This window comes from Peribacillus butanolivorans, assembly GCF_001273755.1.
Taxonomy (GTDB): Bacteria; Bacillota; Bacilli; order Bacillales; family DSM-1321; genus Peribacillus; species Peribacillus butanolivorans.
Window position 1 is genome coordinate 1,839,855 of the sequence record NZ_LGYA01000001.1, and the last position, 16,035, is coordinate 1,855,889.

At 35.2% G+C, this 16,035-nt stretch carries 14 protein-coding genes and 3 pseudogenes; 13 read left to right on the plus strand and 4 right to left on the minus strand.

Annotated features, from left to right (window positions below):
* Window positions 1-355: 355 nt before the first annotated feature.
* Window positions 356-646: pseudogene (locus AKG34_RS08705) on the minus strand (recombinase family protein); the annotation flags it as partial.
* A 646-nt stretch (window positions 647-1,292) separates the two neighbouring features.
* Here AKG34_RS08705 and AKG34_RS08710 point away from each other — a divergent pair.
* The 3 genes from AKG34_RS08710 to AKG34_RS08720 are packed head-to-tail and all read left to right on the plus strand — an operon-like array spanning window position 1,293 to window position 5,051.
* Complete coding sequence (locus AKG34_RS08710; RefSeq protein WP_083450724.1) at window positions 1,293-2,828, plus strand: spore germination protein; 1,536 nt, start codon at window positions 1,293-1,295, stop codon at window positions 2,826-2,828.
* Between the two features lie 28 nt (window positions 2,829-2,856).
* On the plus strand, window positions 2,857-3,936 hold the full coding sequence (locus AKG34_RS08715) for a Ger(x)C family spore germination protein (protein WP_053345717.1): 1,080 nt from the start codon (window positions 2,857-2,859) through the stop codon (window positions 3,934-3,936).
* Between the two features lie 26 nt (window positions 3,937-3,962).
* On the plus strand, window positions 3,963-5,051 hold the full coding sequence (locus AKG34_RS08720; RefSeq protein ID WP_053345718.1) for a GerAB/ArcD/ProY family transporter: 1,089 nt from the start codon (window positions 3,963-3,965) through the stop codon (window positions 5,049-5,051).
* 884 nt (window positions 5,052-5,935) lie between these two features.
* Here AKG34_RS08720 and AKG34_RS08725 read toward each other — a convergent pair.
* Both AKG34_RS08725 and AKG34_RS26715 read right to left on the minus strand, forming a co-directional pair.
* A pseudogene (locus tag AKG34_RS08725) lies at window positions 5,936-6,202 on the minus strand (recombinase family protein); the annotation flags it as partial.
* Between the two features lie 242 nt (window positions 6,203-6,444).
* Window positions 6,445-6,612, minus strand: coding sequence for a Spo0E family sporulation regulatory protein-aspartic acid phosphatase (locus tag AKG34_RS26715; protein ID WP_083450725.1), 168 nt, complete (start codon window positions 6,610-6,612; stop codon window positions 6,445-6,447).
* An 867-nt stretch (window positions 6,613-7,479) separates the two neighbouring features.
* On the opposite strand from AKG34_RS26715, the gene AKG34_RS08735 reads away from it, so the two are divergent.
* The 7 genes from AKG34_RS08735 (at window position 7,480) to AKG34_RS08765 (ending at window position 12,814) form a co-directional block, all read left to right on the plus strand.
* Entirely contained in the window at window positions 7,480-8,037 is a 558-nt protein-coding gene (locus AKG34_RS08735; protein ID WP_053345720.1) for a hypothetical protein, read from the plus strand.
* A 211-nt stretch (window positions 8,038-8,248) separates the two neighbouring features.
* Window positions 8,249-8,740, plus strand: coding sequence for a WapI family immunity protein (locus AKG34_RS08740; protein WP_053345721.1), 492 nt, complete (start codon window positions 8,249-8,251; stop codon window positions 8,738-8,740).
* 140 nt (window positions 8,741-8,880) lie between these two features.
* Complete coding sequence (locus tag AKG34_RS08745; protein WP_053345722.1) at window positions 8,881-9,456, plus strand: hypothetical protein; 576 nt, start codon at window positions 8,881-8,883, stop codon at window positions 9,454-9,456.
* A 133-nt stretch (window positions 9,457-9,589) separates the two neighbouring features.
* Window positions 9,590-9,970: a hypothetical protein gene (locus tag AKG34_RS08750; RefSeq protein ID WP_053345723.1), complete on the plus strand. Its 381-nt coding sequence runs from the start codon at window positions 9,590-9,592 to the stop codon at window positions 9,968-9,970.
* A gap of 588 nt (window positions 9,971-10,558) precedes the next feature.
* Complete coding sequence (locus tag AKG34_RS08755; RefSeq protein ID WP_053345724.1) at window positions 10,559-11,221, plus strand: hypothetical protein; 663 nt, start codon at window positions 10,559-10,561, stop codon at window positions 11,219-11,221.
* 153 nt (window positions 11,222-11,374) lie between these two features.
* Window positions 11,375-11,911, plus strand: coding sequence for a sugar O-acetyltransferase (locus AKG34_RS08760; protein WP_053345725.1), 537 nt, complete (start codon window positions 11,375-11,377; stop codon window positions 11,909-11,911).
* Between the two features lie 627 nt (window positions 11,912-12,538).
* Window positions 12,539-12,814, plus strand: a complete 276-nt coding sequence (locus AKG34_RS08765) for a hypothetical protein (protein ID WP_053345726.1) — start codon at window positions 12,539-12,541, stop codon at window positions 12,812-12,814.
* Window positions 12,815-13,215: 401 nt separating this feature from the next.
* On the opposite strand, the gene AKG34_RS08770 is transcribed toward AKG34_RS08765, so the two are convergent.
* Window positions 13,216-14,565 (minus strand): glycerophosphodiester phosphodiesterase family protein, encoded by a 1,350-nt coding sequence (locus tag AKG34_RS08770; protein WP_053345727.1) that lies wholly within the window; start codon window positions 14,563-14,565, stop codon window positions 13,216-13,218.
* Window positions 14,566-14,823: 258 nt separating this feature from the next.
* On the opposite strand from AKG34_RS08770, the gene AKG34_RS26720 reads away from it, so the two are divergent.
* From AKG34_RS26720 to AKG34_RS27915, 3 genes and pseudogenes are all read left to right on the plus strand, one after another.
* The gene (locus AKG34_RS26720; RefSeq protein ID WP_269083755.1) at window positions 14,824-14,964 is read left to right on the plus strand and encodes a DUF3953 domain-containing protein; all 141 of its coding nucleotides are present in this window, start codon (window positions 14,824-14,826) and stop codon (window positions 14,962-14,964) included.
* A gap of 189 nt (window positions 14,965-15,153) precedes the next feature.
* Window positions 15,154-15,495 (plus strand): GNAT family N-acetyltransferase, encoded by a 342-nt coding sequence (locus tag AKG34_RS08775; RefSeq protein WP_053348048.1) that lies wholly within the window; start codon window positions 15,154-15,156, stop codon window positions 15,493-15,495.
* A 316-nt stretch (window positions 15,496-15,811) separates the two neighbouring features.
* A pseudogene (locus AKG34_RS27915) lies at window positions 15,812-16,035 on the plus strand (SH3 domain-containing protein); the annotation flags it as partial.

Sequence of the window (16,035 nt, forward strand, 5' to 3'; positions counted from 1 at the left end):
AAAACGTAGCCCTCTTATTTTGATCAATCTTTTTTCAAAATAAAAGGGCTTATTCTATTATAAAATCAACGTTTGTGGCACTTTCTTAATCAAACTTTGTTTTAAACCAGCATTGGGAAGCGAAAGTGAAATAGGGGGAACTAAAAAAGAAATTGGTTAATAGAAACTAGATTTGGCGTTTTAGTCCGATAAAATAATTCATCGATGCTTATTATCATAGCCTCGCTAGAATATACGATAAGTTCTACAGACACAGGAAGTCGATAGGGGTGTCACTTTAATCGGTAAAATGCACCTGTTTTAAACAATAAAAGCACTTATCCAAGCTGTAAGCTGGTAACAAGTGCTTTACGTTTTATTTTAGAGGTTTTTCCAAATAGCGATAAATCGTCGTGCGAGACACGCCCCATTTTTCTGCAACATCTTTAATCGGTGTACCACCTTCGATAAGTGATTTCATCATTTCAATATCTTTTTCCCCAAACTTCTCTGGGCGACCACCAAGTCGACCACGCGCTCTTGCTGCTGCACGACCAGCAGCTGAACGTTCTTCTATTAAGTTACGCTCAAATTCCGCAAACGCTGCGAACAAGTGGAACATCAATTGGCCAGTCGCATTACTTTTATCCATTGTTAGGTTTTCTTGTGCGCACACACCAAAGTACATACATTACGGGTTACAGTTTTAGTCTTACGTAGTTGTAAATATCGATGAATAGATATTCTTACCCTTGATGATTCCAATAAGAAGAATTTTCGAGGATTTTGTGTGGATTTGGGTCATGCGCAAAATTACAACAGATATAAAAGTAGTGGATGTTTAAGAAACTGATATTAAGATTAAACTGAAATAGTAGATAATGAGGGCATAAATCAATGAAGTTTAAAAAAGGTTTGAAAGAAAATGATGATACACTTATAAGCAAACTGTTTGAACAAAATGAGGGTTGAGATGTATGGACCGGTTTAAGTGAGTATCCAGAATTAGGTATAAAATTGAGGGGAGCATTAGAGTTTAAACTCCATTCGATGATTTAAGAGAGCCTTTTGGCTCTTTTTATTTTGAAAAAGTTTTAACTTTGTAAATTTGTGTTTTGCAGTCCTACCCTCCCCTACCCCTACAGGGATTATTTCTATTAGGATCATGGTCCTTTGCTTACTGCTATATTTATATTATGTAAACTGGAGAGGATAAAGTTTTCACTTATTATAAAACGGATTTACATAAATATGGGGATGCCTTTACATAATATAGAAGGATATGAATTCCTTTGTAATAGGGAGGTGATTAGATGTTCTTCAAAAAACGAAAGATTAGAAATAATAAAGACAAACAGGCCGTGACTGAGAATTCACAAGATATTGGCCAGCTGTTTGCTAAGGTTAAAAAATCCAGTGATTTTAAACAATTTCCACTTACGGATGAATCGGGACATTTAATCATTTCTTACTACAATACACTGGTCGATCAACAACAACTCCAACTGAAAATTTTAATGATTTTCCGAGAGACCCCTTTTGAACTAGACAGGCTAGAGAAAATTGATGACATAAAGAAAATCATCGCAATAGAAGATATTGTAATAACGGATAATCGGAACGAAGCTGAATCAAAGTTACTTAAAGGGTATGCGATACTTCAAATGAAGGAAAATGATCAAAGGGTTGCTTTAATTCTCTTATCTAATGATAAAGCTGGATTGCGTGAACAAAATAATGTTGAAAATGAGTTTAGTGTGGTGGGGCCACAAATTGGGTTTCTTGAGAATATTGATGTAAATATACATTTATTAAGACAACAAATAAATACAACTGATCTAATTACGAAGGAAGTAAACATTGGTTCTACTTCAAATACTCGAGTTATTATTGCTCATATTGATGGGATTACGAGTGAGCAGCACGTTAATACCATGACCCAACGGCTTCAAGATATTGATTTTGATGTCATTTTTGATACTTCTCAGCTGCATCAATTTATAGAAGATAATTCCCTTACACCGTTTCCTTTGCTTCTTCCAACTGAACGTGTGGATAGGGCGGTTCAAGCTCTTATTAACGGACAAGTAGCTGTTTTAAGTAGTGGGTCGCCATATGTCATTACAGGTCCTTCTACGATCATTGATTATTTTATTTCACCTGAAGATTACTTTCTCCCATGGATTCTTGCATCTTTTTTTCGTTTAATACGGGTATTCAGTGTCCTTTTCTCCATTTTTGGAACATCTATTTATATAGCCGTTATCACTTACCATTACGAGATGATTCCAAACGATTTATTCGGTTCACTTAGTACTTCTCGTTATAATGTCCCGTTTCCGCCGGTATTAGAGGTGATTTTTCTGGAATTCACGATTGAACTATTACGTGAAGCGGGAGTCCGGTTACCTACAAAGGTAGGACAAACATTGGGAATAGTGGGCGGTATTGTTATCGGCCAAGCGTCAGTTGAGGCGTCCCTTACAAGTAATGTCTTACTCATTATAGTCGCCTTATCTGCCTTAGCTTCCTTTACTACCCCAATTTATAAAATGTCGAACACTATACGTTTTTTACGTTTTCCTTTAATTCTCTTCGCATCTATTTGGGGGGGACTAGGAATCGTTATTGGGATTGCCTTTTTACTCATTCACCTTACACGGTTAGAATCTTTAGGAACACCCTATACCGTTCCATTTTATCCTTTTAGGCCTGAGGATTTAACGGACAGCCTGATCCGTTCCTCTTATAGTAAAACATCCAAAAGGCCAAATTATTTACGTCCTAAATCAATTTGGAGATACCACCCACATAATCACAAAAAAAAGAAAAGTGATTTTGATGAATAATCAGGAAAGGATAATAAAGGTGAATTAAATGAAATTATGTTTTCTGTTAACTTTTAGCTTAACTTTCTTTTTATCAGGGTGTGGTATACATGAGAGGATCATTGATGAAGTTCAGATAATTGAAGCTCTAGGATATGATCGGGAAGAAGGCAAAGTTAAAGGAATTGCTATTTATCCTACTTTCGCAGAGCAGGGAAATGTCAAATTGAAGATTTATAAAACGGTGTCTGATTCATATGAAGACATACTCCCGAGAATGAATGCAAAATCAGCCTATCCTATTGAGACAGGAAAATTAGATTTTGTATTGTTCGGCAAGGAATATGCCACACAAGGGATCGAAGATGTTATCACTAATTTTGCCCGAAATCCAAATACGGCGAGTCGAATGCAGTTGGGCATTGCTGAAAACACAGCCGAAGATATACTTCAATCCAGTAAACATGTGAATCTTTCATTCCATTTAAGTGAAAAAATCAATCAAAACATTGAAAGTGGTAATTTGCCAAAAATGAATCTGCACATGTTTTTGAACAATTTTCATCAAGAAGGGAGGGATCAAATTTTACCTTACCTTATCCTAGAGGAAAATCAAATTAAAATTGACGGGTTAGCTTTATTAAAAAACGGGAAGTACATAAATCATATTAATTTAAGACAGTCCTTAATTCTAAAAACATTAATTGATGGGTCTCAAAATGGACAATATAAAACCAAAATCACGCAAAATAAAAAGGAAGGTTTTATTCTCTTGAAAAACCTGGATGCAAAAACTACATATACGGTTGAGAAAAGCGAAGGCATTCCGAGTATATTCATCGATTTAACCATCCATGCAGAGATTGAAAAAGCATCATCCTGGTTTGATTTGAAAAAAGATAAAGATATTGTAAAATTGGAACGAATTTTAAATGAACACTTTAAGGAAGAGGTCCAACGTTTAATTTCACTGGCACAAGGATACAATGTAGATCCCATTGGGTTGGGAGAAAAGGTTAGAGCCAACTCAAGAAATTGGGACTATCAACGGTTTATGGACATATACCCAGAAGTAAAAACCACTGTACACACAAATATTGACATCCTAAATACAGGTATTGAAGAGTAAGTCTGCATGATAAGAGGAGGAGCCACTTGAAATCATTACTAGACGAACGACATTTAGTATCTTCCTTTTACGTTTTCTTTCTGATCTACACGAATATTATTGGCATAGGAATCATGAGTTTTCAACGAGATATAACGAAGGACGCAGGTTATGATGCATGGATATCCATCATTTTATCAAGTATAAGCATTCATATACTAGTTTGGATGATCTATCGTATTCTTGGAATTGCTAAAAATGATGTCATACATGTTCACAAATTTTGCTTTGGAAAATGGATTGGCGGACTGTTCAACATTTTCGTGATTTTCTACTTTCTTATATTAGCGTTAATTGTTTTCCGTGTTTATATTGAAGTTGTTCAAGTTTGGCTGTTTCCCTTAATGAAGACCTGGCAAATAAGCCTCATTCTTCTAGTCCTCATTTATTACGTTGTATCCGGTGGATTCCGCGTGATTACTGGAATGTGTTTCTGGGGAACTATTATACCTTTTATTATCCTATTTCCCCTTAATTTTTTTTCGTTGGAATTTGCCAATTTTCACAATTTATTACCCGTCTTTAACCACTCTCTGAAGGAAATCGTATCATCCTCTAAAGCTATGTTGTTTCAGTATGTTGGCTTTGAGACCTTATTCATGTTCTACCCATTCATAAAAAATCCAGACAGATCACAAAAATGGGCCCATTTTGGACTTTTGTTCTCAAGCTTACTTTATCTAATAGTAGCACTCATCACATTTGTTTTCTTTAGTGAAGGACAATTAAACCATACAATATGGCCAACATTAGCTCAAATGAAAATTGCGAAATTCCCTCTAATAGAAAGAGTCGAATTTATCGTTGTTTCGATTTGGTTACTTCTCATATTACCCAATATCAGTGTGAAAATATGGGCAGGTTGTCGTGCTATTAAGAAAGTAATAAATGTGAAACAACGTATAAGTCTGTTCAGTGTACTGGTCCTATTCTTTATTATAGCTAATGTGCTCAAAGAGAGGAGTCAAATAGAGCGATTGAATGAAATGTATTCAAACATTGCTTTTTACTTTGTGTATTTATATATCCCTTTTCTCTTTTTGTACATTCATATTAAGCATAAAATAAATAAGTAGGATAGAAAGCTTCTATTAACTTATAATACAATCTGGGCAAATCGTTTTGTAAGGATTCAACAGAAAAGGTCAGCAGTTACATTTGGGAAGGTGAACCATTCCAAATCACAGAAGTTAGGTTTTAGTTCGCCTTATTCCGTCGGGGATTTGTCACACTGATGTTCTACACAAATCAAGCTTACCATTATATATTTCTCCATTGGTTCTTGTAAATTTAGGTATCATAACGCATTTTGTTGGTTTGAAGTTAATTAGGGGGTTTGTAGGAATGGGAGTAAGTAGGGTAGGTGCAATTATACTTGGAATAAGCCTAAGAATCTTAGTTTTAATATTAATTACAGATTCAAATAAGAAAAGAAAATTGAAGAGAACCATTTGATTGATTAATGAAGTACTTCTTAAACTCACTCAGTATGATAGCTATATCTCTCGAATGCTCACTTATTCGCAGGATTTCATAACCCTTGAAAATATATTAACGGTTAAAAGCAATGAGCTCAGATCATTTTGGCTTCTTGGAGGCATAGTTAAATAAAGGAGTAATAGGAAACTCCATATTCTACCATATAATACACGTCATCTCCACGCCGCCCCTGGAGGCTTTCCCTCCCATGTCTCAACGGGTCATCAAAAATATGCCCTCTCATTCCTTCGTCATGCCTATCCAAGGGGTGGAGGCCAGTTATGCTAACCTAATGGGTCGGTGCCCTTTTGTTCAAGAAATCTGGTACTCCGTGCATTTTTGAAATCCTACGAATAAGAAAACATTCGACAAAAGATAAGCTGAAAATCAAGTGCTAATGATTTTTAAGTGAGGTTCCCTTCGAGAACCTGTAAAGCCTGATTTATTCAATATTAACTACGCTGCTAGAGCTGAAAAAGGTTGTATGAAAGCCGACACAACGTGCATTCAAACTATTCACAATGTGAATCAGGTCCTGCATATTGCGACCAAGTCGATCCAGTCGCCAAACCACAATTGTATCACCTTCACGTGCATACTCTAATGCTTCTGCTAATCCTGGACGCTGCTTCTTTGTACCACTCATCTTATCGTGAAAAATTTTACCACAACCATATTTCGTTAGCGCATCCATTTGCAAATCTAAATTTTGTAATCCTGTTGATACACGTGCGTAGCCAATTAACACCAAAATCACTCTTTCCTTATTTTTCTCTAAATTCATTGTAACATAAGATAAAGTCCCGTAGGTTATTGAACGTAGAATTATGAACAGAGTTTTGTTACGAAAAAGGCAATAAAAAACGTCCTTTTCAGATTGAACAGCATTGTGTTCAGAAAGGGACGAGTTTTGGAACATAGATGGAAGAGTTGAATATACAAACGAAAACAATAATTGGGTTATGTATAATGAATGGTTATGTGTTCGGCTTACATGGAACTGTATATTTTTTCATGTAGATTCAATAAGTAATCTAACTCTTGGCTACATTGAATCGTTATAGGATGATTGAGTCCATGGTGTTCAACTATATTTAATAGCTCAGCTTTTTTCTCTCTAATTAATTCTAGTATTAAAATATCCATCCACCATGTCATTGTCAATCACCTTTTTCATAGAGGTTGTTAAAAACAATTAGAGAAAATGAGAGTCAAATCGACGAAGAAAATTTTTCTTACTAAAAAGCGACCTTGATCATCCATCAACTTCGGAATCACAAGGTCGCTTAGATTATTTCGCCTTCCATTAACCTTAAATCCTTTCATAAGATTGTAAGAGTAAAAAAGCTTCTTCACGACATTCTATAATTTTCTTTATACCTTCGCCTTACCAATCGATAGGCCTCACCTCCTTATCATTTCTTGTTCTTAAATAATACAAAAAAAGTCGAACTTTGTAAATACTGAAAATTATGTAAATATTGAAAATTATGAATTTTCAAAAAAGTATTTTTTTTGAATTTTATTATTAATAATTGGTAGAGTTTCATCTTCTTTATAATGAAGAAACCCAACTAATCTTCTAATAGGAAGGTAGTTGGGTTCTAAAGTTAAATTTGTGCAAAATATTTAATTACACGTTATTTCTTATTGTTGAATTACCAGTCGATAATTGTGAAGAAAAATACTTAAACTATCGGGGCAGTTTAGTTGAAGAGTGCTGTTTGATCTTTATTCAACACTTGGGTCATATTCTTAAATAAGGAAGGGAGCCATATGAACAATCTTAAGATTCCAATTTATTCCATAAAAAGTTACGTAATGGTTGGGCTATATATTCGTACCTTATTCAACAACGATTCCTATTATGTTATTCACTTAAAGGATATAAAGAATAAAAAGGCTCTAATATTGAATAAGAATAAAAAGGGCGGAACTTATTTGAAGATTTTTGAAACTTTGTACTTTTAGGTATTTTTTAAAACTAATAGGCTTCATTTCTTATACGAGAAGGGGGAATGTCTTTTGAGCTTAAAACATGTGAAACATATAAGGTCAGAAATAGCTGATAAAACTTATTTGACTAAAGGATGGGGCTATGTTGCAGCTCTTGCACTGTTGCCGTATGCGATTTTAAAATCGCTTTGGGCATGGGGATCAACGGTAGGACTTACAACAAAACAAGCTGTACAAGATGTAGCAGGGTTTGGTGATACATTAAAGGAAGGATCTACTTTTCTATATACGTTATATACCATCGGAATAGACTTCACAGCTATCTTGGCAATACTGGCATCTTTATTTGCTTTAGCTCTCGTGACTTCCTGGGGGGAGAAACTACCAAAATGGTTATTAATCATATCAGGATGGTCAGTTGGGGTGTTGACAGTTCTAATTAGCTTCTTGACAGCTCTTCAATTTTTTGGAGCGCTTCCAAAAGGATACGCCGAAGGATTAGCCATTTGGGTGTATGTGGTAACGTACGGAGGATTGTTCTTGTGGGGAGTAACTGTATTTATTGCGACTCTGTCGTTCCAGCATCGGATTAAAAACAAACAGTCTCCTGAAAAAAGGGTATTTTAGGCAATAATCTACTTCGAGTGCTTATCTTGAATATCCTTTCAGTGTAGGTGTTCCGGGACAATATTCAACAATCGGGAGCGATTCTTGAATAAGGTTAGCTTGTCTTAATAAACTAACAGGTGCGTTAGCTTAAGATCAGAGCTGTCTTTAAGGCAGCTCTTTCTTTATGCAACTATCGGGGCAGGTTAGTGGAAGAAGGAACTGTTATGTTTTGGGCGATTTTGGTATCCTTAAATTAATGTTTCTGGATGAAATGAGTGATAAAGTGCATGAATTTAAAATTGATGGTAAACAGGGATTTATACAAATTGAATTAAACGAAGTGTATGGTTTTCCTAATGAAACAAGTTATTTGGGCGGTTATGATGTTAAAGGAAAAATCGACATAAAGAGTGGAAACTATTATGTTAATGGCGAACTATGGTTTTCTACTGGTCAGGTATTTGAGTTCTACACGCAACTACAAAAATGTTATCGTGAATTAAAAGGAAAGGCGACGTTTTCTAACTCAGAGACAACTCTTAAACTTGAACTTGATTTTAATAAGTTAGGTCAAATTATCATACAAGGATATTTTCAGGAATTAGCCTCTGAAGAAAACATTCTACAATTTGAATTTGAAAGTGACCAAAGTTATTTGGAATCTACATTACAGGAGTTAAATAAGATTGTTGACCATTATGGTGGTTTAAAAGGTGTATAGAAACAATAGTTTCTTCTCCAGCTAAAGGGTAGCTTTACTTCAATATGGAGTGAAGCCTTTTTCTTATTCAAGTAACGAGCAGGTTAGTGCAACAAGATGATAAAATATTGTTAGAACAAAATTAACAACGAGGTAAAATTATGAAGTTAACATTGGCAACGAATGAAGAAATTAATATGCTGCATTCAAAGTTTAAAAAATTTAATACCCATCTTCTTGAAGAGCCAAGAAAGATGTATCCTTTTATTGGTATTATGGATGTATTTAATCGTGTTCTTACTGAAGAAGAGGCAAGTGAGCTATTGGGAAGAAGCCATAATTTAAAGCACGGTGCAAAATTCGTTAGTACATTTACTCAACTTTTTCATATGGAAGATAATGAGGTGTATGTACACATTTATAAAAAAGGGTTTATACAAAACAAAAAAGTGTTCAAATTTATATTAGCTTCCTTAAATCGAGCAGAGGCAAGTCTTTTTCGAAAACTATTTTCTACCAATAAGGGAATTTATAAGATAGGTGATGTGGAAGCCCTTATCTTTTTAACGAAACTTTCAGTAAATGAACTGCATTTTTCAAATTTTTTCTTTCCTTCTCTTGATACAGTGATAATTGGGAATTATGAATTGTCTTTTCCTGTTTATTCTAAGACGTCAATAGGTTTTAAGAAATGTAAGGAGATTGTCGAAGAAAATGGTTTATTTATACGACAGTAAGAAATGAACGAGTGACAGGAGTGCCGATTCCTTGTTGAACTAACAGGTGCGTTAGTTGAACATGAAGAGTATTTAGTTTACGCAGCTCGATAGACTTATATATAATAGATTAAAACCATTAGGAGTTGACTTTATGCTTAATCGGATTCGGAATAAATTGATCCCCGCACAAGAAACGGGAGAAGAAGTAGATAATATCTACGCTATTTTACCCCCGCCAGGAACCATTATCGAAGAGGCAACTGAAGAAGAAATGGAAAAGGCAGCAGAGCTTGAAATTAGACATATGGCTTTCATGAGGTTACAGGAAATGAATATACAATTTGACGGTGCATCATATAAAGAACTATTAAAAGAGTTTCAAGATTTTGAAACCGATTCGAGTAAATTTTGGAGAGGTGTAGCAAGCCGTTTATCAGTTCCGTATGAATGGCCAATCAGAATTGATTATGCAAACGGCCCTATTTATATTGGTGAACACGATTTATATGAAGAAGAAGAGAATGAAGATTGATATTGAAATTTACGCTTGGCATAGTCGAATAGGTTCATATATTAGTTATTAATGTATGTTAAATCGATTTTAGAGTGTTGACCAAAAGGGTTAACGCTCTTTTTGTTTACAAAATTAGCTGTATAGTGATGTAAGTGGATTTTTCCTTCTTGTTGAACTAACAGCTGCTTTACAGGGGTTGCTGAGGCAGCCTTTTTATTATGGCACTAACGGGGCAGGTTAGTTGCATAAGAACTGGTATAATTTAGAGAAAAGTAGAGTGTAGAGGTGAATTATGGCTTTCCTTATAGTAGCAATCTTATTAATATTTTTATTTGACTTCACAAAAATGAGAAATCAAAATCAAACAATAATTAAACAGAATGAAAAGGTTATCTCTCTGTTGGAAGAGATAAAAAATAAAAAAGCGTAGTTCTTAACCTAACAGGTGAAATAAGGGAGTTGCTCTGGCACCACTTTTTTCTTATGGCACTAACGGGGCAGGATAGTTCAAGAAGCCGATAATGCTAAAAAGCAGCGAAAACAACGGTTTCACGTGGTAATATAATAAAATAAACGATTCAGATCTTTTAAGAGAGGCGATTAAAAATGAAAGTTGGAATAAGCTACTTCCCTCCCGAAAGAATAATAACTGTACCGGCGGAAGAAGCCACTTATCCTTTTGAGATTAACGGTGAGTTACAATATATCGTAGATTTTTCTTGTTGGGATGGTGATTATTACCATGAAGAACTTTTTTGTAATTGGATGGATAGCCCAGGTTATTACCCTATCTATTCACTTGCGGAAATCTATGATTTTCAACAAGAAGAATACGAAGAGCTGTTTAAGATGCAACATATAGAGTTTAATTATATGAAGGGGAGTCGTAAAGACACGTTCTTTGTAAAGGCAATTATACGCAACCCACAGCAATTTAAAGAATATTATCCTTATTTGTACGGGAATGGAAGCATGTTGAACTTATCATTATGGTCCCTAAAAGAGGATGTATTCAGACTTGAGGAAAGGGAATATGAGTCACCTTATCCTGTAAAAAGGACTAAAAAAAACCGAACCAGACTAGTTAAATTAAAATGGATAGCCAATACCCCGATAGCCAATTTAACTAAAAGTTCCACTATGTTTTGGGTGGGGCATGATGGTGACTATATTACCGTGTTCTCAAAGGATGAACACTTTTCATCAATAGATTCTCTTCAAAAAATAATGCCAGAAAAGTTCGAGCTGATAACGGATGAGTATGAGTAGTTTTCTCCCATACCATAACCTTGTTGAACTAAAGGGTGCGTTAGCTGAAGATCGGAGCTGTCTTTAAGACAGCTTATTCTTATGCAACTATCGGGGCAGGTTACTTGAAGAAAATGTGGTATTTTATAAATAACTGAAGAAAGGAGACTAGATATGGAGGATAAAGAGAAAATCTACTACAAACGAGGTACGGATGAACTAAGGTTGAAAAATATCATTGCCCATAAACTTGTTCAAGAGTTTAATAATTGTCCAATCGAAGATTCAGAAAGAAAAGAGGAAATTATAAGGGAATTATTCGGAAGTGTCGGAGTAAATCCGAGTATTGAGCATAATTTCCACTGTGACTTAGGATACAACATCCACATTGGAGACAACTTCTATGCTGGATATAACTGTACTATATTAGATATGGCAGAAGTAAGGATTGGTGAAAACTGTATGATTGGTCCTAATGTTGGACTATACACGGCTGGTCATTCAATTGAACCTAAAGATAGAAACAAGAGTGGTTATGCGATTCCAATAACAATAGGAAATGATGTGTGGATTGGTGGAAGTTGTGTTATCTTACCTGGAATCACTATTGGTAATAATTCAATTATTGCTGCTGGTTCTGTTGTTACGAAAGATGTACCTACTAATTCAATAGTAGCCGGAAACCCAGCAAAGATACTGAAAAGTATATAAAGTTCTAATGTTCCAAGAAAGATTGTGAAATATTGTACTTAAACTAACGGGTGCTTTACTTCAATAAGGGAGTTGCTTTGGCAGCTCTTTTTCTTATGGATGCTAAAGGGGTAAGATAGTTGAAGAGTGCTGTTTGACCTTTGTTCAACAATTGGGCCAAATTGTGGAGGAAACACGAATACGGTAAATGATGTCAAAGTAGATATTATAATAAATGAGAAAAAAGAATAGGAATCATTAATATAAGAATTATACCTACAACAGTCACGGATATAACTTTAATTAAATCCTTTTTCACTTCTTTTTTCAAAAAAACACCACCCATAACATTTGTCGTTACTTTCAAAATGTCTAAAAATCTATTATAACAATACTATCACCGTTTTTATAATATTCCTATTAGGAGTTGTCATTGTTCCATAATCGGGCGCGATTCTTTAATAAGAATCGCTTTTCTTAATGAACTAACGGGGCAGGTTAGTTGAATAAGACAAGTAGGATTAAATAAATCTATTATTGAAAAAAAGAGTGATTAACAGAGAAAATTTTATTAAGCTAACTTGTGCTATAGTTCAAGATGTGTGGCTGCCATCACCATTATCAAATGAATTGAGGATGGAAATTGAAATGAAGAAAAATATGTTTAGTTTTACGTCAGCCATAGTTGGAGTTATGGCTCCATTACTTTTATTTGCTGCAATTGAAATAATTAAGTTTAGTGATATATTACTAATTAGTAGTTTAAGCCTGTATGGTGTTTCTATTATATGTACGATTATCGCTGTGATAAGGAAAGAACAACATAAGATGAAGTACATCCCATTCCTTACACTAATCCCCTTTACTCTTTATCAATTATTAATTTTATTGGTTTATTCATTAGGGAAATTCATAAATGGGTAAACTAACGGGGTAGCATTCCTGTCCTGTATTAACTGAAATACTAAAAAGTTTGTGAAGAAATCTACTTAAACTAACGGGTGCGTTAGTTCTATAAGAAGAAGTAAAAAAAGTCGATTCCTTAACGTAGGCAGGGTATTAAAAAGATGAACGTCAAGTAGCCCCCAAATACACCACCCATGTAGTATTTGGGGGCTACTTGACGTTCACTTTGATATTAACTTTTTTCCATAAGAACGGGCACATTACATGAATATCAGGAGCTAATCAGCACTCCTTTACTATGGAAAGTTCTGGGCAGTTTAATTCAAAGGAAAATTTAATATAGAAAAAGTTGCTTCAGAGCTTTGAAGCAACTTGAAAATCTTTTTATTATGACTCACTCTTTAACCACAAATGGAAGGTTATTTCTGCAAATCAAACTGGATGTAGTCCAGTTGATGAAAACTAGGTTCAGTAATATGGACAGCAAAGGTATGAGTTCCTTTTTCCAGATATCGATAATCCCATTCTTGAAGTTCGAAAGCACGGTTATTCGTAGTGTTTTCCACTTCTATCTCCTCACTAAAATCTCCATCCCATTCTAATCTGATGGTACCCGCTGGAGCAACAGACGCAGACACGCGACCTGAGATTTTATACAAACCTGATTTCGGAATGTTCACTTCATATTTAGCCCATTCCCCCTCCTGGTTTGAATTTACAACGATTGCACCATTTGAGTCAGAGACATCCACACCCTGTCCACCTGGTAGATAGTCCTCAGCCTGAACACGGACGGTTCGATTTCCTTTTTGCGCATCCCAGAACTTCATATTACCTCCGTCGCGCCAGTAATCCATCGCCTCGACATTGTCGGTTTGCAGAATGTTCGCACCAAGGTCCGTTACAACTTTCCATCCAAGATTTACATCCCGCAGTGATGCCTCATCTGTATATTTCCCGGCAAGGTCATACCACATGACGTTGACAAAAACCCTACTGTTTTTCTGGATTTGTTGTATTTTCTCCGGTTGAATTTGGGGATTTTTTAAATCATTAAAAATGATCTCATATGCTACTGGCTGGCGTCCTGGGAATGTGTCTACTGTGTCAGCAGTGTTATCATTAATAATGTGCATATACAGAATTTCCGGATCCATTGCCATAAATTCTGCAGCTTCTTCCACATTTGGGCTTCCCTTGAACAATCCATGATCAACAGTATCCGTTTTGACGAGCACGTCGTACATTTCCTCACGGATTTTCCAGCCTTTATCAAGGTTTACGATAGCACGATCCTTGGCTGCAAGCATAGCTTCCTCCAAAGTGGGAACCGTGTAGTCCGTTAACTTAGCCGTTTTTCCACCAAGACCTTCTTTTAGGCGGAGCTCCTTAATTTCTGCCAGAGTGAAATCACTAACCTTTCCTGTTCCGTTGGTGGTTCGGTCCACAGTTGAGTCATGCATTAAGACAGGTACCCCGTCCGCTGTCAGCATAACATCGATTTCGACGATTTCAGCGCCGTCCTTGATCGCCTCTTTAATTGCCCCCAGCGAGTTTTCCGGGTATTCACGCCACTGTCCACGGTGTGCTGTAATCATAAGAGGAGCATTTTTTCGATGATCTAGCAGTTTAGAATGAAGCTTATCAAATTTGTTGCTATCAGTGATAGACGATGGCGTTGCTATAGAGGCACTAGCCTGTTGTGTTGCCCCCACATTTGCAATCGTAGTTGCTGCCAAACCAACTATAAGTAATTTTTTTATCTTCATTTTTTCATTCTCCTTGTGATGAAATATGTAGGACTAAATCTCTTAGTTCCCCTCTAATATCCACACGTCTTTTTGTAGTAACTAAAACCTCCATTTCCCATTTTTCGAACGTGCCAAAATCAGAACAGTTTCATTATATTTCTTTATACTAGACCATCAATATCAATTAACGAAATTTTACAAAAGAATAATAGATTCATATATGATTAACAATTCAGTCAGCAAATTACTCGAAATTTTGAGTTGATGCCGTATTCTATGTTGTTCTTAGGGGCAATTATGTTAGTTACTGGATTAGCCGAACTTCAAAAAGACAGAAAAGGATTTTCGGGGTATATGAGCATTGTTGTCTCTTCATTTCTTTTCTTTGTTTCCATACTGGGTTTCTTAAAGAACTAACGGGTGCTTAAGTTCAATAAGGGAGGTTGCTGAAGCAACCTTTTTGTTATGCAACTAAAGGGGCAGTTTAGTTGAAGAAGACAATTCTGTACTATTTATATAAAATTAGAATAAAAACGAATCGGGGATAACGACTTGGAACTTGAATATTTTAGATTTTATGAAAGGCCAATTAAAGCAATCGAACTTATGAAACTTTATAATGATGCAGGTTGGTGGGAGGAAAGAAAAGAACAAGATATTGAAGAAATGTTAAAAAGGGAAATTTCAATTGGTGTATGGAAAGACGGTACTCTTATTGGGTCTGCAAGAGCTGTTTCAGACGGTAAATTTAGAGCATACATTGAAGATGTTGTTATACATAAAGCATATCAAAAGTCAGGTATTGGAAAGAATCTTGTATCAAAATTGTTAGACGAACTATCTCATATTGATGTTATTAGCTTGTTTTGTGAAGAACATTTAATTCCTTTTTACGAAAAAAACAACTTTAAATACAGTAAATCACAATTTGTATTACATAGAAAATGATAACATCTTATAAAGCTAACGGGTGCTTTACTTCATTATCAGGAGCTGATTAGCAGCTCCTTTTCTTATGCAACTATCGGGGCAGTTTAGTTAAACAAGGTAAATGTTAAAACACACTGATAGTTTGTCTAATACATATAGATAAAGAAGTTGAATTTTTTAATGAGGAGGACATTTTTCAATGCAGTTATAGATTATATTTACTCTGGTATTTTTAGATTAATTGCAGGAATAGACAACTACATTGTTAAAAAGAGAGAATATATATGTTGACATTTATTTTTTAAAAATATACCTTAAAGCTGAGGTGTTCTAAATGACAAAACTAAATAAAGTAACGTTAAACAAAAGAGTGCTAGCTACCGGTTTTGCTTTCATTATTTTATGTGCAGGTTTAATCGGTTTTAACCATGCAAATATTAAGGTGTTAGAACCAAGTGTAGCCCATGCAGCAACTGTAACCTATACAGCAACTGCTAACCTGAATGTCCGTACAGGTCCTTCTACTTCTAATAAAATTATAGCAACAGTTAAACAGGG